The 24,895-nt window shown below is 63.0% G+C and carries 24 protein-coding genes; 13 read left to right on the top strand and 11 right to left on the bottom strand.

Going from position 1 to position 24,895, the window contains the following annotated elements; genetic code table 11:
- Nucleotides 1-128: 128 nt before the first annotated feature.
- The 7 genes from pheS (at nt 129) to AT302_RS09195 (ending at nt 9,673) form a co-directional block, all read left to right on the top strand.
- Nucleotides 129-1,142, top strand: coding sequence for a phenylalanine--tRNA ligase subunit alpha (gene pheS, locus AT302_RS09165; RefSeq protein ID WP_058378173.1), 1,014 nt, complete (start codon nt 129-131; stop codon nt 1,140-1,142).
- Between the two features lie 86 nt (nt 1,143-1,228).
- Nucleotides 1,229-3,670 carry a phenylalanine--tRNA ligase subunit beta gene (gene pheT / locus AT302_RS09170; RefSeq protein WP_058378174.1) on the top strand — a complete coding sequence of 814 codons (2,442 nt, stop codon included), beginning with the start codon at nt 1,229-1,231 and terminating at the stop codon, nt 3,668-3,670.
- Nucleotides 3,671-3,731: 61 nt separating this feature from the next.
- Nucleotides 3,732-4,124 carry an integration host factor subunit alpha gene (locus AT302_RS09175; RefSeq protein ID WP_058378175.1) on the top strand — a complete coding sequence of 131 codons (393 nt, stop codon included), beginning with the start codon at nt 3,732-3,734 and terminating at the stop codon, nt 4,122-4,124.
- A 65-nt stretch (nt 4,125-4,189) separates the two neighbouring features.
- Complete coding sequence (locus tag AT302_RS09180) at nt 4,190-4,585, top strand: MerR family transcriptional regulator (RefSeq protein ID WP_058378176.1); 396 nt, start codon at nt 4,190-4,192, stop codon at nt 4,583-4,585.
- 329 nt (nt 4,586-4,914) lie between these two features.
- Nucleotides 4,915-7,188: a bifunctional diguanylate cyclase/phosphodiesterase gene (locus AT302_RS09185; protein WP_058378177.1), complete on the top strand. Its 2,274-nt coding sequence runs from the start codon at nt 4,915-4,917 to the stop codon at nt 7,186-7,188.
- Nucleotides 7,189-7,649: 461 nt separating this feature from the next.
- Nucleotides 7,650-9,233, top strand: a complete 1,584-nt coding sequence (locus AT302_RS09190; RefSeq protein WP_084656117.1) for a sensor domain-containing diguanylate cyclase — start codon at nt 7,650-7,652, stop codon at nt 9,231-9,233.
- 176 nt (nt 9,234-9,409) lie between these two features.
- Nucleotides 9,410-9,673, top strand: a complete 264-nt coding sequence (locus AT302_RS09195) for a hypothetical protein (RefSeq protein WP_174554605.1) — start codon at nt 9,410-9,412, stop codon at nt 9,671-9,673.
- Nucleotides 9,674-9,775: 102 nt separating this feature from the next.
- On the opposite strand, the gene AT302_RS09200 is transcribed toward AT302_RS09195, so the two are convergent.
- From AT302_RS09200 to AT302_RS09215, 4 genes are all read right to left on the bottom strand, one after another.
- Entirely contained in the window at nt 9,776-9,970 is a 195-nt protein-coding gene (locus AT302_RS09200) for a rubredoxin (protein WP_039397716.1), read from the bottom strand.
- Between the two features lie 208 nt (nt 9,971-10,178).
- Nucleotides 10,179-10,514 (bottom strand): hypothetical protein, encoded by a 336-nt coding sequence (locus AT302_RS09205; protein WP_058378179.1) that lies wholly within the window; start codon nt 10,512-10,514, stop codon nt 10,179-10,181.
- Between the two features lie 381 nt (nt 10,515-10,895).
- The gene (locus AT302_RS09210) at nt 10,896-11,210 is read right to left on the bottom strand and encodes a hypothetical protein (protein WP_058378180.1); all 315 of its coding nucleotides are present in this window, start codon (nt 11,208-11,210) and stop codon (nt 10,896-10,898) included.
- Nucleotides 11,211-11,300: 90 nt separating this feature from the next.
- A complete protein-coding gene (locus AT302_RS09215) occupies nt 11,301-11,834 on the bottom strand; it encodes a hypothetical protein (RefSeq protein ID WP_157125735.1) in 534 nt (177 codons plus the stop codon).
- A 300-nt stretch (nt 11,835-12,134) separates the two neighbouring features.
- Here AT302_RS09215 and AT302_RS09220 point away from each other — a divergent pair, with 300 nt between their 5' ends.
- Complete coding sequence (locus AT302_RS09220; RefSeq protein ID WP_058378182.1) at nt 12,135-12,368, top strand: DUF3717 domain-containing protein; 234 nt, start codon at nt 12,135-12,137, stop codon at nt 12,366-12,368.
- Nucleotides 12,369-12,399: 31 nt separating this feature from the next.
- Here AT302_RS09220 and AT302_RS09225 read toward each other — a convergent pair whose 3' ends face one another.
- The 5 genes from AT302_RS09225 to AT302_RS09245 all read right to left on the bottom strand — a co-directional run bounded on the left by AT302_RS09225 (nt 12,400) and on the right by AT302_RS09245 (nt 18,131).
- Nucleotides 12,400-15,063, bottom strand: a complete 2,664-nt coding sequence (locus tag AT302_RS09225) for a sensor domain-containing protein (protein WP_058378183.1) — start codon at nt 15,061-15,063, stop codon at nt 12,400-12,402.
- A gap of 231 nt (nt 15,064-15,294) precedes the next feature.
- Nucleotides 15,295-15,513, bottom strand: coding sequence for an RNA-binding S4 domain-containing protein (locus AT302_RS09230; RefSeq protein WP_058378184.1), 219 nt, complete (start codon nt 15,511-15,513; stop codon nt 15,295-15,297).
- A 91-nt stretch (nt 15,514-15,604) separates the two neighbouring features.
- Nucleotides 15,605-16,186, bottom strand: coding sequence for a TMEM175 family protein (locus AT302_RS09235; protein WP_058378185.1), 582 nt, complete (start codon nt 16,184-16,186; stop codon nt 15,605-15,607).
- A gap of 89 nt (nt 16,187-16,275) precedes the next feature.
- Complete coding sequence (locus AT302_RS09240) at nt 16,276-17,568, bottom strand: GGDEF domain-containing protein (protein WP_218918989.1); 1,293 nt, start codon at nt 17,566-17,568, stop codon at nt 16,276-16,278.
- Nucleotides 17,565-18,131 (bottom strand): flavin reductase family protein, encoded by a 567-nt coding sequence (locus tag AT302_RS09245; protein ID WP_058380207.1) that lies wholly within the window; start codon nt 18,129-18,131, stop codon nt 17,565-17,567. The genes AT302_RS09240 and AT302_RS09245 overlap by 4 nt, the downstream gene beginning before the upstream one ends.
- A gap of 401 nt (nt 18,132-18,532) precedes the next feature.
- Between AT302_RS09245 and AT302_RS09250 the strand changes: the two genes are divergently transcribed.
- From AT302_RS09250 to AT302_RS09260, 3 genes are all read left to right on the top strand, one after another.
- Nucleotides 18,533-19,495 (top strand): DUF72 domain-containing protein, encoded by a 963-nt coding sequence (locus AT302_RS09250; protein WP_058378187.1) that lies wholly within the window; start codon nt 18,533-18,535, stop codon nt 19,493-19,495.
- A 107-nt stretch (nt 19,496-19,602) separates the two neighbouring features.
- On the top strand, nt 19,603-20,214 hold the full coding sequence (locus AT302_RS09255; RefSeq protein ID WP_058378188.1) for an alpha/beta fold hydrolase: 612 nt from the start codon (nt 19,603-19,605) through the stop codon (nt 20,212-20,214).
- A 111-nt stretch (nt 20,215-20,325) separates the two neighbouring features.
- The gene (locus tag AT302_RS09260) at nt 20,326-20,973 is read left to right on the top strand and encodes a glutathione S-transferase family protein (RefSeq protein WP_058378189.1); all 648 of its coding nucleotides are present in this window, start codon (nt 20,326-20,328) and stop codon (nt 20,971-20,973) included.
- A gap of 24 nt (nt 20,974-20,997) precedes the next feature.
- On the opposite strand, the gene AT302_RS09265 is transcribed toward AT302_RS09260, so the two are convergent.
- A complete protein-coding gene (locus tag AT302_RS09265) occupies nt 20,998-21,474 on the bottom strand; it encodes an OsmC family protein (protein WP_058378190.1) in 477 nt (158 codons plus the stop codon).
- Nucleotides 21,475-21,671: 197 nt separating this feature from the next.
- Nucleotides 21,672-22,544: an IclR family transcriptional regulator gene (locus tag AT302_RS09270; protein ID WP_058378191.1), complete on the bottom strand. Its 873-nt coding sequence runs from the start codon at nt 22,542-22,544 to the stop codon at nt 21,672-21,674.
- Nucleotides 22,545-22,842: 298 nt separating this feature from the next.
- Between AT302_RS09270 and AT302_RS09275 the strand changes: the two genes are divergently transcribed.
- Both AT302_RS09275 and AT302_RS09280 read left to right on the top strand, forming a co-directional pair.
- Nucleotides 22,843-23,985, top strand: a complete 1,143-nt coding sequence (locus tag AT302_RS09275; RefSeq protein WP_058380208.1) for an ABC transporter ATP-binding protein — start codon at nt 22,843-22,845, stop codon at nt 23,983-23,985.
- On the top strand, nt 23,978-24,883 hold the full coding sequence (locus AT302_RS09280; RefSeq protein ID WP_058378192.1) for an ABC transporter permease: 906 nt from the start codon (nt 23,978-23,980) through the stop codon (nt 24,881-24,883). Before AT302_RS09275 ends, AT302_RS09280 begins: the two co-directional genes overlap by 8 nt.
- Nucleotides 24,884-24,895 lie beyond the last annotated feature (12 nt).

A 24,895-nucleotide genomic window follows, 5' to 3' on the forward strand; every position in this document is an offset into this window, starting at 1 on the left:
GCGTATAGCGCGTTTTACCGCGCGCCATTCGCCAGGAGGGGGCTCTCATCGGAGCCCCCTTTTGTTTTTCGACTGCTTTTTTGCATGTACATGCGGCCATTCGACCGCCTAACTTGAGCCTGTAGCATATGGATCTGGAACTTATCGTCAGCGAAGCGCAGCGTGCGTTCGCCGCCGCTCCCGACGCCGCCGCGCTGGAAAACGAGAAAGCCCGCTTTCTTGGCAAAACCGGCCAATTGACCGAGTTGCTCAAAGGCCTCGGCAAGCTCGATCCCGAAGCCCGCAAGAGCGAAGGCGCACGGATCAACGCGGCCAAGCAACAGATCGAAGGCGCCTTGCAGGCGCGCCGTCAAGCCATGGCCGATGCGCTGCTCGATGCGCGCCTGTCCGCCGAGGCCATCGACGTGACGCTGCCCGGGCGTGGTCTGGGTGCCGGTAGCCTGCACCCCGTGCTCAATACCTGGGAGCGCGTTGAACAGATTTTCCGTTCCATCGGCTTCGACGTGGCCGACGGCCCCGAGATCGAAACCGACTGGTTCAACTTCACTGCCCTGAACAGCCCGGAAAACCATCCGGCCCGTTCGATGCAGGACACCTTCTATGTCGAAGGTAACGACGACGCCGGCAAGCCGTTGCTGCTGCGCACGCACACCAGCCCGATGCAGGTGCGTTATGCGCGCATGAACAAGCCGCCGATCAAGGTCATCGCCCCGGGGCGTACCTATCGCGTCGACTCGGATGCCACGCACTCGCCGATGTTCCATCAGGTCGAAGGCCTGTGGATTGCCGAAGACATCAGCTTTGCCGACCTGAAGGGCGTGTACACCGATTTTCTGCGCAAGTTCTTCGAGCGCGACGACATTCAGGTGCGCTTCCGCCCGTCGTACTTCCCGTTCACGGAACCGTCCGCCGAGATCGACATGCAATTTGAAACCGGCAAGAACGCCGGCAAGTGGCTGGAGATTTCGGGTTCGGGGCAGGTGCATCCGAGCGTGGTGCGCAACATGGGTCTCGACCCCGAGCGCTACATCGGTTTCGCGTTCGGCTCCGGCCTCGAGCGCCTGACGATGCTGCGCTATGGCGTGCAGGACTTGCGTCTGTTCTACGAGAACGATCTGCGCTTCCTGCGCCAATTCATGTAATTGATGTCGACGGCCCTGTGCAGGCGCGCCAAGTTGCTGCCGCCGGGCTCTCGGATGTGAAGACTTAACTGCGAGCGAACTGATCCATGCAATTCTCTGAATCGTGGCTGCGTACCCTGGTCGACCCAGATCTGTCGACCGACGCGTTGGCGCACGCCCTGACGATGTCCGGGCTCGAAGTCGAGGAAACCGACCCCGTCGCCCCGCCGTTTACCGGCGTCGTGGTGGCGAAGGTGCTCGAAGTGGCCCGTCACCCGGATGCTGACCGCCTGAACGTTTGCCAGGTGGATGCCGGCACCGGCGAGACGCTCACCATTGTGTGCGGCGCGCCCAATGTTGCCCCGGGCATCAAAGTGCCGTGCGCCACGGTTGGCGCCGCACTGCCGCCGGCAGAACCCGGCGCGGCCCCGTTCCAGATCAAGATCGGCAAACTGCGCGGCGTGCAGAGCTTCGGTATGCTGTGTTCTGCCCGTGAGCTCAAGCTCTCGGAAGACCATGGCGGTCTGATGATCTTGCCGGAAGATGCCCCCGTCGGCATGAACATCCGTGAGTATCTCGACTTGGACGACACCGTCTTCGTCGTGAAGCTCACCCCGAACAAGGCCGATTGCCTCTCGTTGCTCGGCGTCGCGCGCGAAGTGGCCGCGATCACTGGCGCCCCGCTGAAGGATTTGCCGGGCCAAGGCGCGCAGCCGTCGACGATCGCCGACACGTTCCCTGTCAAGATCACCTCGCCGGAAGGCTGTGGTCGTTTCGGTGGCCGTATCATCCGCAACGTGAATGCCGCGGCGCCGTCGCCGCGCTGGATGGTCGAGCGCCTTGAGCGCGCCGGTCAGCGCAGCATCTCGGCACTGGTCGACATCACCAACTACGTGATGCTCGAACTGGGCCAGCCGCTGCACGTGTATGACCTGAACCGTCTGCAGGGCGGCATCGACGTGCGCTTCGGCCGCGCGGGCGAAACGCTCAAACTGCTCAACGAACAAACCGTCACGCTCGACGAGAGCGTGCTCGCCATTACTGACGCCAGCGGCCCGATCGGGCTGGCCGGCATCATGGGCGGCGACTCGACCAAGGCCGGTCTGGAAACGCAGAACATCTTCCTGGAAGGTGCGTTCTTCTTCCCGCAAGCCATTCAGGGCCGCGCCCGCAAGTACAACTTCACGAGCGATGCGTCGCACCGTTTCGAGCGCGGCGTCGATTTCGCCGGCAACGTGCGTGCGCTGGAACGCGCCACGCAACTCGTGTTGGAAATCTGCGGCGGCCAGGCTGGCCCGCTGGAAGATCAAGTGGCGCGTCTGCCCGAGCGCAAGCCGGTGACGATGCGTGTGGCCCGTGCCGTTAAGATTCTCGGCGTGCCGGTGAGCGAGCAGGAGATGGGTGAGATCTTCACGCGCCTCGGTCTGCCGTTCGCGCTGAAGGACGGTGTGTTCGAAGTCACGCCGCCGTCGTATCGCTTCGACATCGAAATCGAAGAAGACCTGATCGAAGAAATTGCACGCATCTACGGCTTCGACCGCATTCCGGCCAACCCGCCGGTCGCGGCAAGCGCCATGCGTCCGACGCAAGAAGGCCGCCGCTCGCAGCACGCGGTGCGTCACGCCATTGCCGCGCGCGACTATCACGAGACGGTGGGCTTCAGCTTCGTCGACGTGGAATGGGAAGCTGACTTTGCCGGCAACGACAACCCGATCAAGTTGCTCAACCCGATCGCGAGTCACCTTGCCGTGATGCGTTCCACGCTCATCGGCAGCCTGATCGCGACCACGCGCTACAACCTGAACCGCAAGACATCGCGCGTTCGCGTGTTCGAAATCGGCCGCACGTATCACCGCGACAACACGGTGGCGTCGGGTGAGCTGACGGTGGGCGGCTATCGCCAGCCAGTGACCGTGGCGGCACTCGCCTACGGTCCGGTGTTCGACGAACAATGGGGCGCCGCATCGCGTCAGGTCGACTTCTTCGACGTGAAGGGCGATCTCGAAGCACTGCTCGCACCGCGTACCGCACGCTTCGTGAAGGCCGAGCATCCGGCCTTGCATCCGGGACGCAGCGCGGCCATCGAAGTCGACGGTAAGCGCGTCGGCTTCGTGGGTGAATTGCATCCGCGTTGGCAGCAGAAGTACGATCTGCCGCACGCACCGGTGCTGTTCGAGATCGAGGCGGAGGCGCTGTTCGCGCGCGATGTGGCGAGCTACGAGGAGATCTCGAAGTTCCCGCCGGTCACGCGAGATCTCGCACTCGTGGTGTCGCAGTCGCAGGCGGTGCAGCCGCTGATCGACGCGATGCTGGCGGCACGTGAGGACGACCCGGCATGCAGCGTGGTGCAGTCCGTGCGCCTGTTTGACGAGTTCCGTCCGAAGGCCGGCGCAGCGTCGGGATCGCTTGGCGCGCAAGACAAAAGCCTGGCGTTTCGTGTTACTCTGCAAGACCCCTCGGGTACCCTCCAGGACGAGACCGTCGAGCGCGCTGTCGCTGCGTTGGTACAACGGGTTGGAGACGCGTTCGGCGCACGATTGCGCGCGTAAAGCATTGTAGAGTCTGGTTGCGAGTGGTTTATCGCACTGTCATCGCCATCGCGTGGGACGTATGAACGAAATGAATCCTGGTGAATTTGAAGCCATGCTCGCGGCGCAGCGAATCGCGCTGGGTCGTAGCGAAGTGAACGAAGTCGGCACCGAAGCGCCGACGCTGACCAAGGCCGAACTGGCCGAGTTGTTGTTCGAGCATGTGGGTCTGAACAAGCGCGAGGCCAAGGATATGGTCGAAGCGTTTTTCGAATCGATCCGCGACGCGCTCGAATCGGGTGACAGCGTCAAGCTCTCCGGCTTCGGCAACTTCCAGTTGCGCGACAAGCCGCAACGCCCGGGCCGCAATCCGAAGACGGGGGAGGCGATTCCGATCGCCGCCCGTCGTGTCGTGACCTTCCACGCCAGTCAGAAGCTCAAGTCGATGGTGGAGTCTGGCGTACTGAGCAAGTAAGTCCCCGGCCGCCGCTTTCTGTGGCGGCCGTATCCTAACTGTCGTTCAAACACGCTGACGCCGCGATGGATCACGTTGCCTTGCCGCCGATTCCCGCCAAGCGTTACTTCACCATCGGTGAAGTGAGCGAGTTGTGTGGCGTCAAGCCGCACGTGCTGCGCTACTGGGAGCAGGAGTTCACGCAACTGCGCCCGGTCAAACGCCGTGGCAATCGACGGTACTACCAACATCATGAAGTCCTGCTGATCCGGCGTATCCGGGAACTGCTCTATGAGCAAGGCTTCACCATCAACGGTGCCCGCAACCGGCTTGAAGCCGACACGCCGCGGGGTGCCCGCAACGCGGTCGCCGCTGCGGCACGCGCTGCCACCGAGGCGGGTGCGGACGATACCGAGACTGGCTTCGACGTGGACGATCTGCGCCGCAAGCTCGAAGGTGTCATCGATCTGCTGAAGACCTGAACTCTGCGTCTGCGCTTTCGCCGCAGCGCGTCTGTCTCCGGGATTCTCCCGATGCGGCGAACGCCGAAAACTCCGTAATCCAAGATAAGAGACGCCGTTACGGCGGGGCTGCGCTCGCCGGTCGTACGATCGGCATGCCAAGTGTCCGGGCGCGCGATAAACATCCCCCGATTGAGTGACGTGGAACGGCTTTCAGGGTCGGGCCGATTGTCTTACACTTGCCGGAAAACATGGCGGCGATATCATTCGCCACCCGTTGGATCCTCTGAACATTCCGGGCCAACATCGACCATCGAGCGGGGGCGCGATGGCTGAAAGGATCTCGACCTATGGTGGAACCGAGCACGGCGGGAGCGAGGCGGGGGCGCTGGACGACGTCCTATCGTTCAATCGTCGCGATTCTGATTTTCGGTTTCCTGATCCTTGTCCTCGTCTGGACAGCGGTGCTGTGGCGCATTTCCCTCGAACACAAGGCCATTCTGCGAGACGCCGCCGCGTCGGCATCGACCGTCGCCAGCGCGCTGGAACAGCAGACCTTGCGCGCTATCCGTCAGGTCGATCAGATCACCCGCTTCGTCAAATTCGAGTTCGAACATCATCGCAGCGAGTTCAGTCTGAACGGGGCGCTGGATGCGGGGATCGTCGCCGACCGTCACATGGTGCTCGTGAGTCTGGCCGATGCCAAAGGCAACATCACGGCGGCCACCATCCCGGGGCGTAGCAACGGCGTGAGCATTGCCGATCGCGAGCATTTTCGCGTTCATCTCGACGACGCGAGCGAGAACCTCTTCATCAGTCACCCCGTATTCGGCCGCGTATCACGCAAGTGGGTGCTGCAATTCTCGCGTCGTCTGAACAACCCGGACGGCAGCTTCGCCGGGGTCGTCGTCGTTTCGCAAGAGCCGAGTTACTTCACCGCAGACTTCTACACTAACGCCGTGCTCGGGCAGTACGGTCAGATCGCTGTGATCGCCGACGATGGCACGCTGCTCGCGCGCAGCACCGGCGCAGGGGTGGCCGTGACTGGGACGGGCGAGTTGCCGCCGTTTCCCGCCGCGCAGCGTAACTCGGGTGTACAGCGCGATCCGATCGACGGTGTTGAACGCGTGGTGGCTTACCGCCATCTCGGCGACTATCCGCTGGCCGTTCAGGTTGGCTTGTCGATGGACGAGGAACTCGCTGAGTATCGTCACGTGGAGCGCGTCTATCTCACGATGGCGACGTTCGTCTCGGTGGCGCTGGTGGTGTTCTTCGCGCTCATTGCCTACCTGATGCAGCGCCTGATCGGTCGCGATCAGCAACTCACACGGTTGATCTCCTACGACGCGCTAACCGGGCTGCCGAATCGCTATGCATTGATGGAGTCGTTGCGAAACGACCTGGCCGATGCGGGCGACGTCGGCAAAGTGGCCTTGCTGCATATTGATCTGGACAACTTCAAGAGCGTGAACGACACCCTGGGGCACGCGCAGGGTGACGAGATCATCCGGCAGGTGGCGGAGCGCTTTATCGCGCGCGTGCCGTCCGACGCTTTGCTGGCGCGCTTTGCCGGCGACGAGTTCATGGTGGTGTTGCGGGGCGACGAGGCGGTGACTCAAGCCGAACCGCTCGCCGAAGCCCTGCTTGCCGTCTTGAAGGCGCCGATGGTGGCCGATAGCACGTCGTTTGCGCTGCACGCGAGTATCGGTGTGACCTTCTGGTCCAAGCCGGAGGAAACCGAAGCCGATCTGATCAAGAAGGCCGATCTCGCCATGTATTCGGCGAAAGAGGCGGGCAAGAGCGTCGTGAGGGTGTACTCGCAACAGATGACGTATCAGGCGCACCAGTTAGTGGTGTGGGAGCGTCAGATGGAGCAAGCGCTCGCCAACGGTGAGTTTTTCCTGGCGTATCAGCCGATCGTCGCGCTTGAGTCGGATTGCATCTGCGGCATGGAGGCATTGATCCGGTGGCGTCACCCCGAGCGTGGCGTGATTGCCGCGGGGGAATTCATCCCGCTGGCCGAGACGACGGGGCAGATTGTCGCCATCGGTGAGTTTGCTTTGGCGCAGGCCTGCCGGCAACTGGCCGCGTGGCGCGATACGCCGATGGCATCGTTGCGCCTCGCGGTAAACGTCTCGTCGGTGCAGTTCTGGCGCGGCGATATCTGCGAACTGGTCGAGCGTTACGTGCGTGAATACGACATCGGGCCCAGCCGCCTGGAGTTGGAGATTACCGAGTCGGTGATGGTCAAGAACCCGGCGCTGGTCGAGTCGAAGATCAACCAGCTCAAGCGCACGGGCGTGCGAATCGCGCTCGACGACTTCGGTACCGGTTATTCGTCGTTATCCTATCTGACGCGCTTCGCCGTCGACACGCTCAAGGTCGACCGCTCCTTTGTCGAATCGATTCCCGACTCGTCGCGCTCGTGCCTGATGATTTCGAACATCGTGAACATTGCGCGCTCGCTGGGTATCGAGTTGATCGTCGAGGGCGTGGAGAACGAACGGCAACTGGCGTGGTTGCGTCACTTTGTTCCGTTGGCGGCCCAGGGCTACTGGTTTTCCCGGCCGGTGGAAATCGAACAGATGGAATCGGTAATTGCGCGTTTCGGCATTTGCGGATAAAAGGAGCGGAAATGATAAAGGCCGAACCTTTCTAGTTAATAGATTAAATAGGGATTCGTAATAAGTCGGTGTTTTGGTAGTCTTTGGTTCTGGTAGACCGTCGGAGTGCTATAGAATTAGCGGGACTTCGCCAGATAAAGAGAGCGCAAGCGGGACGCAAGAACACCACCGGAAGCAGACCACAAGAATGATCACGGCAGACTGTCAACAGCCTGCAATTGTCGGGGTGGAGAATAGTTTGCAGCAAGGATCCGGAGGCACGGGGCGCGACAAGCCGAGGATCGGGAACGGGGAAAAGAGTTAGACGCGCAGACCAGAATTGGCAGGTATTTGCCGGCACATCGGATGCCGGTCGCGACCAGAACTTCTGTCCGGGGAAAGACAGAAGCGCGATCAATTAAGGCGAACCGCTTTGCCAACGTAACAAGTGAAAAATATTAGAACGAGCGTTTGATTTTCGGATGAGGATACGGCATTGGCTTTATGCCGCCTGCGTTGCGGTTGGCGTGCTGGTCGCCTGCTGGGTCGCGGCGGACCGGACCGCCACCTCGTTGGTTGGCGATAAGCTCGCGCAGAGCGTGGAGGCCGGGCAGACTGTGGCCGATCGCGTGGCCGAGGGCATGATTCACGCCATCAACACGGATCTGTCCATGGTGAGGGCGATTCCTTCGACGCTGGCCGAAGTGGACCTGTTGCGCGACGTGCTGCGCCCGGCCAACGGGCCGGCGAGCGCACCCGACGTCGTGGCGCGGGCCAACGACTTCCTGCAATCCGCACAGGGCTATTTCGGCGTCGACCGGGTGTGGGTCATCGACACGCGGGGCGTTTGCGTGGCCGCGAGCAATTTCCGCGATACCCCTTCGCCCGTCGGGCAATCGGCGGCGGGAATGCCGTACTTCACGAATGCCATTCTGGGCGCACGTTTCGAAAGTTACGCGGCGGGTTGGGAGCATCAGGCACCCGGCCTCTATTTCAGCGCGCCGGTGTATCGCGAAGGCATCCTCATCGGCGTGGTGATGACCAAGATCGGGCTGGCACGCCTGCGTCACTGGGTCGCCAACGGCGAGTCCTTCATCACCGACGGTAACGGCGTGGTCATCATGGCCAACGACCCGCGCTTCGAAAACCGCTTCATGCTCGACGGCAAACTCGGCGGGCTGTCCGAGGTCGAGCGGCAGGCGCTTTACCAGCGCAACGATTTCTCGCGGATGCCCATCTTTCCGTTCAAGCGGGCACCGGGTCGTGCCAACGCTTGGGTGCCGCAGGAACTGCTCGACCAGATGTCGGAATTCGACGAGTTCCACAAGCCGTTTGTCATCACCACGCGCGCGAGTTCGAGCAACGATCTGACCGTCTACGCTGTGGAAAACGTCGACGCGTGGGAGAGCCTGACTCGCCAGCACGCGAAGGATTTTGCGCTGTGCTTCCTGCTGTATCTGGGCGGTGTGATCATCCTGATGATGGCCGGGCGCATCTATTGGCGCGAGCGCACACTGCACCGGCAGACGCGTCAGTCGAACGAGGAATTGCGGGCCGCGAACAACCAGTTGGCCTTTGAGGCGAGCTACGACGAACTGACCGGCAGTCTCACGCGCCGTTATTTCTTCCATCGCTTCGATCAGTTGCTGGAGGCGGCGCAGCGCAAGAATGAACCGATGAGCCTGATCGTGGCCGATCTCGACCACTTCAAGTCGATTAACGATACGTATGGGCACGCGATCGGCGATCAGGTGTTGTGCCGCTTTGTGCTGGTCTGTTCGTCGACGCTGCGCGGTGACGACCTGATCGGGCGCATCGGTGGCGAGGAGTTTGCGATTCTGCTGCCCGGGGCGAGCGAGCGTGATGCGCTGCGTGTGGCTGACCGTATCCGCGAGCGCTGCAAGCGCGAGTCGCTCGAAGGCAGCGAGCCGCCGCTGCGTTTCTCGGCGAGCTTCGGTATCACCGAATGGCAGGATGAAGATTCACCGATGAACATGGTCGAGCGCGCCGATATGGCGCTCTATCGGGCCAAGCGCGCCGGACGCGATCGGTGCTGGGTGTTCTGAGTCGGTCGCCGTATTCGCGCTGTTCGACATATTCCGGCGCCGTTACCAATGTCACGTTTGGTAACCAAAGAGGGTGCACGCATCGTGCATCTTGCGGGAACCCGCATGTCTAACGAGTAAGCGTCGCACCGCATTTCGGCGGTGTGACCCGAGTGACTCATGCGGGAGACATCATCGTGAAACGCTTACTCATGCTGGCTGGCGGCGCGGCAATCGCGACGCTCATGGCGGGGTGTGTCGCTGTGCCTTATGGCGGCCCGGCGTACGGCACGGCCTACGGTTCCGACTACTACAACTACTACGGCTACGCGCCGGGATACGCCGTCGCACCTGCGCCGGTCGTGACCGTCGGCGTCGGCGGTTACTACGGCGGTGGTTACTACCGCGGTTGGCGTGGCCGAGGCTGGGGCGGCCGTGGCGGCTGGGGCTGGCACCATTAAAGCGCGCCTAAGCGGACCGCTCGACGAGGTATCAAGCGGGACCGCTATGCCGCCGCGCCGCTACGTCGCTAACGGCACGCGGCCGACATTCACCTGACCCGCTCAGAACTCCGAGAGGGCGAAGTCTTCCTTCGAGACGTCGCATTCCGGGCAGCGCCAGTCGGCGGGCACATCGGCCCAGCGCGTACCGGGGGCGAGGCCGTCATCCGGTGCGCCTTCGGCTTCGTTGTAAATCCAGCCGCAGATCAGGCAGATCCAGCTCTTGAATTCGGTCGGGGTATCCAGCGTGGTGGTCATGACGTTCGGGTAACGGGAGAGCTGCGGGAAAGCGTCAGGGAAACTGGCGCGACCCGCATTGTAAAACACGTGCTCGCCGAATTCCTGTTCACCCGATACCCGCCGGCGGGAAAGTTAATCCAGATCAAATGCAAAAACGCCCGCGCGCGAGGATACGGCGGGCGTTGTCGTTCGCGCTATCGGCGACGCGACGGGTTACGGCCAGAATTTACCAGTGGATCGAATTGAGCAGAATCGGGGCCATCTGCGCGAGTGAATTGAGCAGCGACATGGCGGTATCCCGGTTCGACACTTCCCGCCACAACCGGCTTCGCTCGACGACCCGTTGCCGGTCTTCGGGCGTTTTTACGTCGGGGGAGCGCAGTTCTTTGATGAGATCGATGACGGAGGCACGGTCGACCGTTTCGGTCACCGAGTGGTGCGCGAGCAATTCGTCCAGATGGACGCGTTCGGCCTCGTTGATATTGCTGTCGGTATTGGCCGTAGCCGGGGACGATGGTGAAGCGGACGACGGTGCAGCAGACGGCTTGTCGGATTGGGTCATACCAGACGTTCTCCCGGAAGTCACTGAAGAGCCACGCCGCCAACGCGCCGCGAATGTAGCGCGAAGTGCGGCGGCTTGACTCCATCATAGGCCGATTCACGGGCGCTGCGAACCCTCCCATGATGGGTAAAACAAGGGGTGGCGCAGGGTTTTCAGCAGCAACTTAATGCATGTCAAAGCCATGACATCGACGCCCAGATGCGGGGCAAATCGTCAAGCGCAAAAAATTTGCTCAAGGCTGACGCCGAAACGGGCAATCCTCTTGACAGCGTGGAACGGCGGGGCTTTTCAGTGGGTGGTGCCGGGTTATCCAGTGGGTTATCCACAGAAGCTGTGGGTAACTTTTCGATATTCGCCAGCACGTTTACCCGTGTCAGTCGATCAACGGAAGAGCGGGCGCAGCATGAGCAGCGCGAAAAACAGCGCGACACCGACCGGCAACAGACCCGTGAAAAAGGCAGGCCACGGGGCGCGGCCCTTGCGGCGTGCGCCGAACGACGAGATCAGGCCGGCACAGAGGCACAGCACGCCGACGCCCCACGTCGGATTGGGGTTCTTCAGCACCCAGGCGGCCGCGGCCAGCAGGCCGATCCAGGCCAGCGGCGTGGCGCCGGGCGGCGGTGGCTTGACGCTCGAAGCGGTGGCTGCCGCAGGGCGTTGGGTCTGACGGGGCGTGTCTGGCGTTTCGTTGGGCATCGAGGCTCCGGAGAATGCGGTGACTCGCGCGGGCGCCGGGGCGGCCTCGCGCGCGAAAGCCGCAGCATAGCAAACGTCGACCGTCGACGCTCAGGAGGCGACAGTCGGCAAGGTAACGCCGGGTGATGTCGCGGGCACGGCATGCGTGGCGTGAGACTCGTGCGCTGCGTGGACTGGCATGCTGACGTACCAGACGCTGGTGGTGTCGGTGTCGCGCGTCGGAGCGAACTCCGGGAGATTGGCGCACCGGTCATCGAGGTCGATGTAGCGCTTGAATGGCTTGATAGGCTTGATCCGTGGTGCCTGCGGCTGGCTCGACGGTAGTACCGGACCGTCAGCGCGTGGCGTCACGCGTATCTCGACGCAGGGCTGATGGAACGGGTCGGCTGGCGCGCCGGTGGCCGGCGGGATGCCCTGCGCATGGGCGTGCGGCGCATGCAGGACGCATAGCGCGGATAGGGCACTCAGCGCACAGAACGCCATGAATCGCCAGGACGGCCGCCCGGGCACGACGTTCCCGATACCCACGATATCCACGATATCCGCGATACGCACGGGCGCTTGGGCGATCCATTGGGCGCAGCTTGCGCGGGACTTGCGGGGTCTGGCAGGGCTCGGCGGCATGGCGGGCTCCGTCGGGACGAGCGTTGGATCGACGAACATCGTCGGTGCCGGGGGATGCAATTCCGGCACGTCATGTCTGCCATAAGCCAATATCGTGCCGGAAGTGGTAATTCCATGATTTTTATGGAATTTTCAGTGCCGGGCGGAAGGTGTCGATGCCGGAACCCGCATCAAGTGTTGCAGTTCCGAAACGTGGGCCTGAGAATCGGACTCTGTAAAAGGCGATTCAGGCGATTCTCTGATCTTGCGATTACTGTATATAATCACAGTATTCCATTCAACGGCGAGACCGAAATTCCGATGAAATCCAACTATTCCATCGCCGAAATCGAGCAGGCGATCAACTACTGGACCCGTCGTCAGGCGGCCGACAGCCATTGGGCGCTGTGTCCGTCGGCGCGTGTGCTGGCCGATATTTACGGAGAGATGATTTACCGCCACGACACCAGTATTGCGGCCGAGGCTCTCAATGAGCGCCAGAGTCAGGCGATCGAAACCGCCTTGCATCAGATGGAGTTGGGGCTCGCCCCCTGACCAACTCCGGCCCCCGGGCGTCGCATTGCCCTCAGGGCCGAACGATGGTCGTCACAGTGGTCGATGTGACCGTGGTCGAGCGACGGCGGGCATCCCAGCGTTCCAGCCATTGCTCAAGGTCCTCCGCGCTGAGCGCAGGCGCGAACAAAAAGCCCTGTGCCACCCGATAGCCCTGTGCGATCAGCAGATCGCGCTGGGCTTCGTCTTCGACCCCTTCCGCGACAACCGTCAGATGCAAGCTCCGGCCGATGCTGATGATGGCATTGGTGAGCGCACGCACGGTCTCGTCGCGCGTCACGTCGTGCACGAAGCTGCGGTCGAGCTTGAGTTCCGAGACGGGCAGGCGGCGCAGATAGCCGAGACTCGAATAGCCCGTGCCGAAGTCGTCCATCGACAGCCGCACACCCATGGCATGCACTTCTTCGATGATGCGTCGCGTGCTCGGATTGTGGTCCATCAGCACGTTTTCGGTGATTTCGATGGCAAGACACGTCGGCGGCAGCTCATTGGCAGCCAGCGTATCGGCGATCATGCGCGGCAGGTCGTGATCGTGGAAGTTGGTCGGCGACAGATTGACCGACATGTTGCCGATCGCCACCCCGCGACGGCGCCAGTCCGCCAGTTGCCGGCACGATTCGCGTAGCGTCCACGCCCCCAGTTCGCCGATCAATCCGCATTCCTCCGCCAGCGCGATAAAGCGTGTCGGCGACACGTCGCCGTACTGCGGATGCACCCACCGGGTCAGCGCTTCCACCCCGCACACCGACTCGTCGAGCAGATTGATCTGCGGCTGGTAATGCAGCCGCAGGGTGTCGCGCCGCAGCGCGTCGCGCATGGCCGTTTCCAGCTCAAGGCGCTCCTGCGCGTGGATATTCATGTCCTCGTGATAGAACCGCACGCTGCCCGGGCTGGCCATCTTCGCCTGATACATCGCCATGTCCGCGCGCTGGAGCAGGATATCGAACTCCTGCCCGTGATTCGGATACAGGCTGATGCCGAAGCTGCCCGACGGGGTGAGCGTTACGCCATCGACCTGGCAGGGCGCGGTGAGCGCATTGCGCATGCGTTCGATGGCCGCGTCGAGCCGCTCGGGATCGCACTCGGTGAGCACGGCCACGAACTCGTCACCTGAGAGGCGCGCAACGATATCAGCACCGCGCAACGACCGGCGCAGGCGCTGGGCAATCGTGCGCAGCAACACGTCGCCGGCCTGATGGCCGAGCGAATCGTTGACCTGCTTGAAGCGATCCAGATCGAGGAAGATCACCGCCATGCGCGTGTTCAGCTCGTGCGCGCTGGCAATGGCCTGCGCGGCCAGCACGCCGAGCATGCTGCGATTCGGCAGGCCGGTGAGGCTGTCCGAGAACGCCAGTTGACGAATGCGCGTGCGCGATTCGTCGCGCTCGAACGCCAGTTTGCATAGGTGCACGCACACGTCGACCAGCCGTTCGTGCAAGGCGTCGGGGCCGCGCGCGGTGCGGTAATAGAACGCGAGCACGCCGAGCACCCGGCCATCGTTGGCGATGATCGGCATGGCCCACGAGGCGGCCAGCCCGTAGGTCGCTGCCATGTCGCGGAAATCGGCCCAGCGCGGGTCGTGGGCGATGTCGGTCACGATGACGCGCCGCGCCTGAAAAGCAGCCGTGCCGCAAGTGCCCACATTCGGGCCGATGGCAATGCCGTCGATGAACTGGTGATACTGCGCGGGCAGGCTCGGGCCGGCTTGCGGCCGCAGGTGGCCTTCGGCGTCCACGCGCACGACCGAGGCCATGACTTCCGGCGCAATCTGCTCCAGCTCACGGCAAATCAGCATGAGCACTTCCACGAGCGGTGCGTCACGCACCATCGCGGCCAGTGCCTTGTGCTGCAACACTTCCTGAATCTTGGACTGCGTGATGTCCGTGAAAAGCGCCACGGCATTCACGAGCTTGCCATTCGCGTCGAGGATCGGGTTGGTGACGATCGACGCCCAGAGCGGTTGGCCCTGTGCCGTGCGCACGAGCACTTCGCAATGGCAACTGCGTCCGTCGCGGGCCGATACGAGGCAGCCCGTCAGGGCCTGCTGCACGTCGACGGCAGCCGCACCGCTGGCGAATTCGTCCACCGGCGCGTCGCCAAACGGGCTATGCCCCGATTTGCCGACCACTTCGTCGGCCCGGTAGCCGAGCATGCGGGTGAAGCCCGCGTTCACATAACAGACCACGCCCTGCGCATCGGTGATGAGCACGGCGTTATCGGTCTCGTCCACGCCGAGCGAGAGCAGGTGCAGGCGGGCGTTGTCCTGCGCTTCGCGCTCGACGCGATCGGTCACGTCGGCGGCAAGCTTGATCACGAAGGCGAGTTTGCCGTCGCGATCGAAAACGGGGTTGTAGGTGGCTTCGAACCAGACGGTGCCGCCATCGCGACGGCGGCGGCGCACTTGATCGGTGTGGGCGTGGCCGGTGCTGATCACGCGCTCCAGCGCGTTACCGCAGGTGGCGTCGCCTGCATCGCACAGTGTGGCGTGCGGCTGGCCGATCAGTTCGTCGCGGGTGTAGCCGACCACGCCGAGCAACTTGTCGTTGACGTCGACGATCGTGCCCTCGGGGGTGAGGGTGAGCATGCCGAGCGAGCGGTCGAGCGCTGCGAGCAACGCATCGCGCCCGGGCGTCGGTGTTGCGCCGGCGGTGGACGACGGTGAACCGGGCACGGCCATCGCAAGGGCCTCCTCAGACGACCTGCGGACATTGTCGGGTGTTACAGGGGCTGGCACACCAAAAACGCTTTCAAGTATAGCGGCCTGCGGGGGCAGGCCGACATGGGAGAAACCGGGAGAGCGCACGGCTTGCGTGCGCGCTGGGGCTGGGTGCGTGGCGGCTTGGGCTGGACGTAGGGCTGGATTTCAGGCGGTAACCCGTGAGGTGGCGGCCACTGAAGCGGCAACCACTCAGGCGCCAACCACCTTGATCCGGACGCCGTCGAGCGAAACGATCTGCCCGGCGCGGATTTTGCACGTCTTGCGGGATTCGGGCTTGCCGTCGACACGTACGAGGCCACTCGCGACAAGCGCCTTGCCGGCGCCTCCGGAGTCGGCCACGCCGGCGACTTTGAGCAAGTCGTTCAGGGCGATGAATTCGCCAGTGAGTTCAAAAGTAACGTTTTGCATGATGGACCGGATACTACGTAAAAACCCGATGCGCGTCGACTGTCGAAAATTTCGAGTTGCCGGCTTATCGGCTTATCGGCTCATCGGCTTGTCAGCTCTCGATCACATGCTCGATGCGGCGGTCCGGAATGAGCCAGACGATGGCGACCAGCGCGTACAGGCCGAGCGACACGGCCGGCGCCACGAACGCGAGGCCGATGGCCAGCGCATAGCCGAGCACGGAGAGCTTGCCCTTGGCGTCCCGGCCGATGGCGGCAGCCAGCTTGAGGTTGGCGCCTTCACCGTGCACGGCCAGCAGGGCGCGCGTGAGAATGTAGTACGCCACGGCGGCCATGAAGAGCACGACGCCGTAGAGCGCTGTCGGCCACGCGGTGAGGTGGTTCTCACCCAGCCAGTGGGTGACGAACGGAATCAACGACAGCCAGAACAGCAAGTGCAGGTTGGCCCACAGCACACCGCCCGAGACGCGCTGCACCACATGAAACAGGTGATGGTGATTGTTCCAGTAAATGCCGACGTAGATATAACTCATGATGTACGTCAGAAAGGTCGGCAGTACTGGCAGCAACTCGTCGAGATCAGTGCCGTGCGGCGCTTTCATCTCGAGCACCATGATGGTGATGATGATGGCGATCACGCCATCGCTAAAGGCTTCCAGTCGGCTTTTGCCCATGGTGTCGGTTGGTTGGTGCTGGTCAAAGTGGGAAGCGAAAACGCAGAGCGGCGCGGCGGGCGAAACACTCCGCCACGCGCCGCCGGCATTCAGACAATGGCGACCCGATTGCGGCCGGCTTGCTTGGCGGCGTACATCGCGCGGTCGGCGCGTTGCAGCACCGCACCGAAATCGGCGTCGTCGGGGGCAAGACTCCCCACGCCGATGCTCGCGGTAAAGCGCACGGGGCCGGTGGCGCCCGGCACGCTGGTGTTACTGATGGCAGAAAGCAGACGGTCGGCGGCCTGCACAGCGCGATGCGCATCGGCTTCGGGCAGCAGCACGGCGAATTCTTCCCCGCCGAGCCGTCCCATGACGGTGCCTTTGCGCAGCGTGGCGCGCGCCACCAGCGTCAATTCGACGATGACGCGATCGCCAATCGCATGGCCCCAACTGTCATTGATGGCCTTGAAGTGATCGATGTCGATCATCAGCACGGCGAGCCGGCGGCGCTGGGCGCGGGCGGTGGCAAACGCTTGTTCGGCCTGCATGAGAAACGCACGCCGGTTGAGCGCACCGGTCAGGCCGTCGCGCATGGCCATGTCGCCGAGTACCTGATTGACGCGGCGCAGTTCGAGTTCGTCGACCACCAGCGCAGACAGGTCGGCGAGCAGGCCGCGCATTTCGGCGTCGAGCGTGCGGGGGCGGCGGTCGATCACGCAGAGGGTGCCGAGCCGGTGACCTTCGGGCGTGCGCAGTGGGGCGCCGGCGTAGAAGCGAATGTGCGGATCGCCAGTGACGAGCGGGTTATCGGCGAAGCGCCGGTCGGCGTGGGCGTCGGGCACCACGAGCACGTCGTCGCTCAGGATGGCGTGTGCGCAGAACGCCATCGAGCGGGGCGTCTGAGTGGCGTCGATACCTTGTTTGGCCTTGAACCACTGACGCGACTCGTCAATGAGCGACACGAGCGAGATCGGCGTGCCGAGCACGTACGAGGCGATTCGCACGATGCGATCGAACGCGGGTTCCGGGGAAGAATCGAGGATGTCATAGCGGCGCAGGGCCGCCAGACGTGCCGCTTCGTCGATGGTCGCGCCGCGGTTGGCGGCGAATGACGTGGGCAGCAGGCTATGCAGAGAATCTTGCGTTAGCGGTAGCGGCTGCGGTGAATGCGCTCCGGGTGTGGTCATATCGCGACGGGCAGGTATGGCGTAGCGAGTGGATGACAGCAGCTCCGTCACGGGCAGCATTGACGACGGCGACTGCGCGAAGGGTGTGGCGCCCATTCTGCCGCGCATGTCGTCGCTTGGCAAATTAGGGGGCGACAGCAACTCGCCGTGCCAGAGTTCATGGGCGGCACGTGTGTTGTCGCCGAGCACCGGTGTCGGAGCGCTGTGGGTCATGATTTGACTTCGAAGGCTTCACCGGTCTCGAAGAAGTTGCCGCCGGCGATATAGTGAATACTGCGCGACACGCCGGGCGCGAACTGCCAGTGCCCATCGCGAAACGCGCGCGGATCGGCCCAGGCCGCAACGACCTCGCCGAGAAAGAGATCGTAGCGATCCTGATTGTGCGGCTCGGGGATGACGCGGCATTCCAGCCAGGCGACGCACCCCCCGATGAGCGGTGCCTGAATGTGACTGCCTTCGAACGCATGGACGCCGGTGCCGTCGGTGAACTTATCGGTGTCGCGGCCAGAGACGCTGCCGACGGCCAATGTTTCGCGGGCGATGATGCGCGCCGGCACGTTCAATGAAAACTCGCCCGAGGCTTCGACCAGTTCGCGGGTCAGCGTATTGCGGTCGATGACCACGGCGACTTTGGGCGGCGAGAAGTCGAGCGGCATGTTCCACGCCGCCGCCATGACGTTGCGACGCCCGGCATGGGCGCTGCCGACGAGCACGGTCGGGCCGTGGTTGAGCAGCCGGTAAGCTTTAGGCAATTCGACGGGCAGGCGTTCGGTCATTTCGGTCATGGCGGGCACTCGACAAGCTTGGCTTCGGTAGAGCGGGTCATGATAGCGCGGCTCGCGCGGCGGCGACGCTTGCAATAGCGGGTATAGCGGGTATGGCGGGAGTCAAACGGGGCCATGCCCCGCCATCTGAAAAAACGGCCCGCAGGGTGAGCTGCGGGCCGACAAACGGCACGGTGCGGGGAGCTCGTGCCGGATCAGATGTGAAGCTAGTATGCAATGGCATCGTCCCAGTCCGGTCCCCACGAGGTGGGGTGGCAGCGCGTTCTGTATCAATACAAAACGCGACACCCGGTCGGCATTGCGACGATGAGGCAATGCGCGTGGCAGAGGTGCAGCAGACGCGCACAATGCGCAGAAGGCGAGCGAGCGTTTTTGAAGCGTGAGGAGGGCGTATGAGCGGCAACGTATACGTGGGCACGGCATCGTGGACGGATAAGTCGCTCATCGCATGCAAGCGGTTTTATCCACCGGGACATGCGTCGGCCGAAGCGCGTCTGCGCTACTACGCGAGCCGCTTTCCGATGGTCGAAGTCGACAGCAGCTATTACGCGATGCCGTCGGGATCCAATGCGCAGCTTTGGGCGGAACGCACCCCGCCGTCGTTCGTCTTCAACATCAAGGCATTCCGTCTGCTCACGGGGCACCAGACGCCACGTGTCGCCTTTCCCAAGGACTTGCAGGCGGCGCTGCCACCCGGTCCGCGCGCGAATGTCTACTACAAGGATGTGCCCGCGGCTCTACAAGATGAAATCTGGCGGCGCTATCTTGAAGCGCTCGCACCGCTCGCGAGGGCGAACAAACTCGGTCTGGTCCACTTCCAATTTCCGCCTTGGCTCACGGGCGACAAAGCGAGTCGTGCGCACATCGAAATGTGTGCCGAGCGCATGGCAGGCTACGGCGTCGCTGCCGAGTTTCGCCACCATCACTGGTTTGACGACGCGCATCGCGACGCCACACTCGCATGGCTGCGCGAACTGGGCTGGGTCAACACCATCGTCGACGAACCTCAAGGCTTCACGAACAGCATTCCGACGGTCTGGGCGGCCACCTCGCCACGCGCCGCCGTCCTGCGTCTGCACGGGCGCAATCACGAAACTTGGAACGTACGCGACAGCACGGCCGCTTCGGATCGCTTCAATTACGACTATCGCGAAGCGGAACTCGCCGCGCTCATCGACCCGATTCGCATCATCGCGAAGGAAGTTGCCCACGTGTACGTGGTGTTCAACAACAACTATGAAGATCAGGGGCAACGCAACGCGCTGGCGCTCATGAATCTGCTCGGCGATAGCGCTATCGCGCGAACTACTGCGCCGACGCAACTCCCACCCGATGAAGCGGCTTCGCTCTTCTGACCGCTTCGGTCTATCCTCTCTTCCTTTCCGGTACCTCTCACGAAACCATCAGGTTTCTTCAAGGCTTACCGGTGCTTCGTTTCTCGTAACCCCTTGGAGCTTTACGCGTGCCCACGCCGTCTCAATTGCTTTTCCTGCCCGGTGCCTCGGGCAACACCGCCTTCTGGCAACCGGTGGCCGACCAACTCTCGCATCCGGCAACCCGTGTCGTGCTCGGCTATCCCGGCTTTGGCGCCACCCCGGCCGACCCCGCCGTGAACGATATCGATGCGCTGACGCAACGTGTCGTCGCGCACCTCGATCAACCGACGGCCATCATCGCGCAATCGATGGGCGGCATTCTCGCCATTCGCGCCGCCCTCGCACGTCCGGAAATGGTCACGCACCTTGTGCTGTCGGTCACCTCCGGCGGCGTCGATATGCATGACCTCGGCGCGAAGGACTGGCGCGACGGGTTTGCCGACGCGAACCCCACGTTGCCCGATTGGTTTCTGACCTACCACGCTGACCTTTCGCCCGATATCTCGCGAATCACACAACCCACGCTACTGCTCTGGGGAGACGCCGACCCGCTCAGCCCGGTTGCCGTCGGTGAGCGTTTGCACACCCTGCTGCCCGATGCGCGCCTCCATGTAGTGGACGGCGGGGCGCACGATCTCGCCTACGCGCATGCAGCCGACGTGGCACCGCTTATCGACGCACATCTCGCACGCGTCTGACCCGGGCCGGTCGCGTCGAACGAGGGGGCGCGAATGTCGTGCTGACAGTTTTTGGCGCAGTACCATGTTTTGATAGCCGTAACCTGTGTTCACCTCTGGAGGCAGACGAACATGACGACCGACCGGCGAATCACGTTTTTTCACGCACCCAACACGCGCTCGACCGGCGTGTTGGTGCTACTCGACGAATTGCAGGCTGACTACGACCTGCATCTGCTGCGCTTCGCCACCGGCGAACAACGCAGCGCCGACTTTCTCGATATCAACCCGATGGGCAAGGTGCCGGCCATCCGCCACGGCGATGCCGTGGTCACGGAACAGGCGGCGGTGTACATGTACGTCGCGGAGTTGTATCCGGAGAAGGGGCTGTCGCCGCCGCCGGGGGACCCGCGCCGTGGCGCGTACTTGCGATGGATGGTGTTCTACGGTTCGTGTGTCGAACCTGCGGTGACCGACAAGGCGCTGGCGCGTCCGGTGATGGAGCACTCTCGCTCGCCCTACGGCGATTACGACGAAGTGATGTGGACGATCGAGCGACACCTGACGCAGAACCCCGGCCCATGGTGGCTGGGCGAGTCGTTCACTGCCGCCGATGCGCTGTGGGGCAACGCCTTGCACTTTCTCACGCAGTTCAAGATGGTGCCAGCCAGCCCCGCCATTGCGGCATATGTGGAACGCTTTCGCGCTCGCGACTCGGTCAAGCGCGGACACGCGCACGACGCCGAACTGGCCAAGAGCCTGGCTGCGAGTGGCACGTGACGCCACTCGCTGGATAGGCTTGCGTCAGTCAGGCAACACGTCGATTTGCGGTTCGCAGTCGATGGGGAAGTTGACGGAATTGGCGACGTAGCATTTGGCGTGGGCTTCGTGGTGCAGCTCGGCCGCAAGCTTAGCGTCGCTGCCCGCGCGTAAGGTCACGTGCGGGCGCAGCAGGATTCGCGTGAAGCGACCCTCTTGCGGCGTATCGATCATCGTGCCGAGGGCATCGTCGCGATATTGCTCGACACGGATACCCGCGTCGGAACAGAGGTGCAAATACCAGAGTTTGTGGCAGGCGCTTGCCGAAGCCACCAGCAATTCCTCGGGGTTCCAGCGCGCGGCGTCACCCCGGAAGGCTGGGTCGGCAGAGCCCGGAATCTCGGGCTTGCCGTCGGCGTCGATCACATGATTGCGACCGTACTCGCGGTAGCCCGATGTGCCGGTGCCCTGATTGCCGATCCACTCGATGCGAACGCGGTACTGGTGTTCTCCTGATGCCATGACGTGTCTCTTTGCGAAGGTCAAGAAGTCGGAAGGTCGAAAGCCCTAAAGCCCTAAAGCCCTAAAGCCCTAAAGCCCTAAAGCCCTAAAGGTGGGGGCGACGTGCAACGCGCCATTCTTGCAGGCCTGCGTCATCACCGCTAGCCATTTTCGGCCATCAAATTCTTGTGCTTCCCCGCCGAATCACGCCATGCCGCTCAGGCAAGCGGCTCGGTCGTCAGCGCGCGCGTGAGCCCATGCATGGGCCGGCGCATGGCGACGTCGAACGGGTTGGTCTGCGGGCCGATCAGCTCCGCCTGACGCCGCAGCAGTTCCACCACCATGGGCAAACGGTCTTGTGAGAGTCTCGCCGCCAGTGTGCCGATACTCAGCGCGGCCACGGCATGTCCGGTGCGGTCGAAGATCGGCACGGCGACGCCCGCCATGCCTTCGAGCACGCCACTGTTGCTGCCCGCATACCCCAACTGCCGCACGCGCTCGATCTCCGTGCGCAGATACACCTCGTCAAGCACACCGTAACCCCGCAGGCGTGGCACGTTGAAGCGGATGATTTCTTCACGCTCGGCTTCGGGCAGAAAAGCAAGAATCGCCAGACTGCCCTGACCGACCCCCAGCGCCACCCGCCCGCCAATGTCGCCGGTAAACGACCGGATCGGGAACGGGCCCTCGCACATGTCGAGACACACGGCATCGAAGCTGCTGCGCACCAGCAGAAAGATCGTGTCGCCGAGGCTGGCGCACAAGCGCAGCAGCGACGGGCGGCAGAGCGTGCGCATGCCGCTCGGGTTGCCGGCCTGCGCCGCCATGGCGAAGAAGTCGACACTCAGCCGATAGAGCTTGGAGGTTTCGTCCTGCTCGACGACTTGCTCGGCAATCAGGGCATGCAGAATGCGGTGGACGGTAGCCTGACTGAGCCCGACCGCCTTGGCGATATGCGTGACGCGCTCGCCTTCGGGCTTAGCGACGCCAAGTGCGCGGATGACAGCGAAGGTGCGTTGCAGAATCCCCGCGCCGGTGGCGTCGGTGGCTGCGGGCGCATTGGCCTCGCGGGGTGAATCGGAAGTGCGCATTAGGGTCTCGAATTATTCCGTCAAACGAAATACTATCGCAACCGGCTACGACTTGAAAACAGCCGCGATGCGTCGGAAACCGCGAAAACATTGAATAATCATCATAAATTAGGGATTATCCCGAGACGCTGACGCGAAACAAATGCCTAACGCATTCGCGTATATATTCCGCCAAACGAAATAATCATAAAATTTATCTCGTTTCATGGAATCGTTATCTTGCGGCAAGGAATTTGGCTCGCTACTGTTCGATGCAATTGCATCAACTGCGGTGCTCACGCGCCCGAAGGTAGTGACCATGTCTTTTCTGACTCTGACGGATGTCTCCAAAACGTTCGGCGAATTGAATGCTGTCTCGAACGTCAATCTCTCGGTGGAGAAGGGCGAGTTTGTCTCGCTGCTCGGCCCTTCGGGCTGCGGCAAGACGACCACGCTCCAGATGATCGCCGGCTTTGTGGAAGCCACGACCGGGCGCATTACGCTCGACGGGCGCGACATCACGAACATGCGCCCCAACAAGCGCGGGCTGGGCATCGTGTTCCAGAGCTACGCGTTGTTCCCGCACATGACGGTGGCAGACAACGTCGGCTTCGGTCTGGAGATGCGCGGCATCGACAAGACCGAACGTCAAGACCGGATTCGCGAAGCGCTCGCCCTGGTGCGCCTCGATGCACTGGGTCATCGGTTCCCGCGCGAGTTGTCGGGCGGTCAGCGCCAGCGCGTGGCGATTGCGCGTGCCGTGGTGATCGCGCCGCCCGTGCTGCTGCTCGACGAACCGATGTCGAACCTCGACGCCAAGCTGCGCGAAGACATGCAGTTCGAACTTCGCTCGATCCAGCGCAAGATCGGTACGACCACGATCATGGTCACGCACGATCAGTCGGAAGCGCTCTCGATCAGCGACCGTGTGGTCGTGATGGAAGCGGGCCGCATCACGCAGGTCGACACGCCGTACCGCGCCTACGAGCGCCCGGAAAATCAGTTCGTCTCGCAGTTCATCGGCAAGGCCAACATGCTGGCGGGCCGCGTGTCGGCACGCGATGGCGACCATCTGCATGTGGAACTCGACGGCAAACTCACTGGCAAGATCATGCAGCGCGCGCCGCTCGCCGACCTCTCGCCGCGTGAGCGCAGTGTGGCCGTGGGCGACGCTATTACGTTGTGCCTGCGTCCGGAAAAGGTGCGTCTGTGTGCGCCGAACGCGGGCCGTGTGTCGGCGACGGTGACGAGCCGCTTCTTCCTCGGCAGCCAGTGGCTGTACCGCGTCGACAGCGCGTTGGGCGAAGTGCTGGTGTGTTGCCAGAACGAAGGCGGCGAGCCGCTGACGGAAGGGGCATCGGTTGGCCTCGACTGGCATACGGAAGCGGTGCGCTTCATCGCGCCAGCAGCATCGACAACTGCGGCAGCATCGACCGCGGTGGGAGGTCCGGCTCATGGCTGAGACGCTGCAAGTGACGCGGGCGGCACCGGCACCCAAGGCGCGCGCGCCGTGGCATGCCTATCTGCCGCTGTGGGTGATGAGCGCCCCGGCTATGCTGTTGTTCACGGCTTTGGTGCTCATTCCGTTGTTGATGACGCTTGCCCTCACGTTCTATCAGTTCGATCCGGCCAGCGGCCCGATTGCGGCGTTCCAGTTCGATAACTACGCCGAAGTCCTGTTCGATTCGTACTTCCACACGATCTTTCTGCGCACGTTCGGCATCTCGCTGACGGTCACGGCGGTCTGTGCCGTTGTGGGCACGTTCGAAGCCTACGTGCTCTCGCGCATGGGCGACCCGTGGCGCTCGATCTTCCTGCTCGTGATTCTCTCGCCACTGCTGGTCTCGATCGTGGTGCGCGCGTTCGGCTGGAGCATGCTGCTCAGCTCCGGCGGCCTGATCAATCAGGCGTTCGCGTTTGTCGGCATGGGCCCGTACAAGATGGAGTACACGAACTTCGCCATCGTCGTGGCGCTGGTGCACGTGATGCTGCCGTTCATGGTGATTCCGGTGTGGACGTCACTGCAACGCCTCGACCCGCAGACGGAGAACGCGGCGCTGTCGCTGATGGCCTCGCCCGCTACGACGCTGCGCCGCATCGTGTTGCCGCAACTGGTGCCGGGCATTCTGTCGGGCAGCCTGATGGTGTTCGGCTTGTCGGCCAGCGCGTTTGCGATTCCGAGTCTGCTGGGCGGACGACGTCTGAAAGTGGCGGCGACGGCCGTGTACGACCAGTTTCTCAGCTCGCTCAACTGGCCGCTGGGCGCCACTATCGCCGTGCTGCTGCTCGTGGCAAACCTGATCGTGATGCTGACCTACTACCGCGTGCTTGAGCGCCGTTACGCGCGCAGCATGGGTTAAGCGCAGCGACCG

The sequence above is a fragment of the Pandoraea norimbergensis genome, assembly GCF_001465545.3.
Classification (GTDB): domain Bacteria; phylum Pseudomonadota; class Gammaproteobacteria; order Burkholderiales; family Burkholderiaceae; genus Pandoraea; species Pandoraea norimbergensis.

Bases quoted from the DNA above. Each gene is read 5' to 3' on its own strand.
- AT302_RS09240 (WP_218918989.1), bottom strand. From the start codon at position 17,568: ATGACCCACAGCGCTCCGACACCGGTGCTCGGCGACAACACACGTGCC.
- AT302_RS09175 (WP_058378175.1), top strand. From the start codon at position 3,732: ATGAACGAAATGAATCCTGGTGAATTTGAAGCCATGCTCGCGGCGCAG.
- AT302_RS09210 (WP_058378180.1), bottom strand. From the start codon at position 11,210: ATGCCCAACGAAACGCCAGACACGCCCCGTCAGACCCAACGCCCTGCG.
- AT302_RS09200 (WP_039397716.1), bottom strand. From the start codon at position 9,970: ATGACCACCACGCTGGATACCCCGACCGAATTCAAGAGCTGGATCTGC.
- AT302_RS09270 (WP_058378191.1), bottom strand. From the start codon at position 22,544: ATGCGCACTTCCGATTCACCCCGCGAGGCCAATGCGCCCGCAGCCACC.
- AT302_RS09235 (WP_058378185.1), bottom strand. From the start codon at position 16,186: ATGGGCAAAAGCCGACTGGAAGCCTTTAGCGATGGCGTGATCGCCATC.
- AT302_RS09265 (WP_058378190.1), bottom strand. From the start codon at position 21,474: ATGGCATCAGGAGAACACCAGTACCGCGTTCGCATCGAGTGGATCGGC.
- AT302_RS09205 (WP_058378179.1), bottom strand. From the start codon at position 10,514: ATGACCCAATCCGACAAGCCGTCTGCTGCACCGTCGTCCGCTTCACCA.
- AT302_RS09215 (WP_157125735.1), bottom strand. From the start codon at position 11,834: ATGCCGCCGAGCCCTGCCAGACCCCGCAAGTCCCGCGCAAGCTGCGCC.
- AT302_RS09230 (WP_058378184.1), bottom strand. From the start codon at position 15,513: ATGCAAAACGTTACTTTTGAACTCACTGGCGAATTCATCGCCCTGAAC.
- AT302_RS09180 (WP_058378176.1), top strand. From the start codon at position 4,190: ATGGATCACGTTGCCTTGCCGCCGATTCCCGCCAAGCGTTACTTCACC.
- pheS (WP_058378173.1), top strand. From the start codon at position 129: ATGGATCTGGAACTTATCGTCAGCGAAGCGCAGCGTGCGTTCGCCGCC.
- AT302_RS09185 (WP_058378177.1), top strand. From the start codon at position 4,915: ATGGTGGAACCGAGCACGGCGGGAGCGAGGCGGGGGCGCTGGACGACG.
- AT302_RS09220 (WP_058378182.1), top strand. From the start codon at position 12,135: ATGAAATCCAACTATTCCATCGCCGAAATCGAGCAGGCGATCAACTAC.
- AT302_RS09275 (WP_058380208.1), top strand. From the start codon at position 22,843: ATGTCTTTTCTGACTCTGACGGATGTCTCCAAAACGTTCGGCGAATTG.
- AT302_RS09280 (WP_058378192.1), top strand. From the start codon at position 23,978: ATGGCTGAGACGCTGCAAGTGACGCGGGCGGCACCGGCACCCAAGGCG.
- AT302_RS09260 (WP_058378189.1), top strand. From the start codon at position 20,326: ATGACGACCGACCGGCGAATCACGTTTTTTCACGCACCCAACACGCGC.
- pheT (WP_058378174.1), top strand. From the start codon at position 1,229: ATGCAATTCTCTGAATCGTGGCTGCGTACCCTGGTCGACCCAGATCTG.
- AT302_RS09245 (WP_058380207.1), bottom strand. From the start codon at position 18,131: ATGACCGAACGCCTGCCCGTCGAATTGCCTAAAGCTTACCGGCTGCTC.
- AT302_RS09250 (WP_058378187.1), top strand. From the start codon at position 18,533: ATGAGCGGCAACGTATACGTGGGCACGGCATCGTGGACGGATAAGTCG.
- AT302_RS09190 (WP_084656117.1), top strand. From the start codon at position 7,650: ATGAGGATACGGCATTGGCTTTATGCCGCCTGCGTTGCGGTTGGCGTG.
- AT302_RS09225 (WP_058378183.1), bottom strand. From the start codon at position 15,063: ATGGCCGTGCCCGGTTCACCGTCGTCCACCGCCGGCGCAACACCGACG.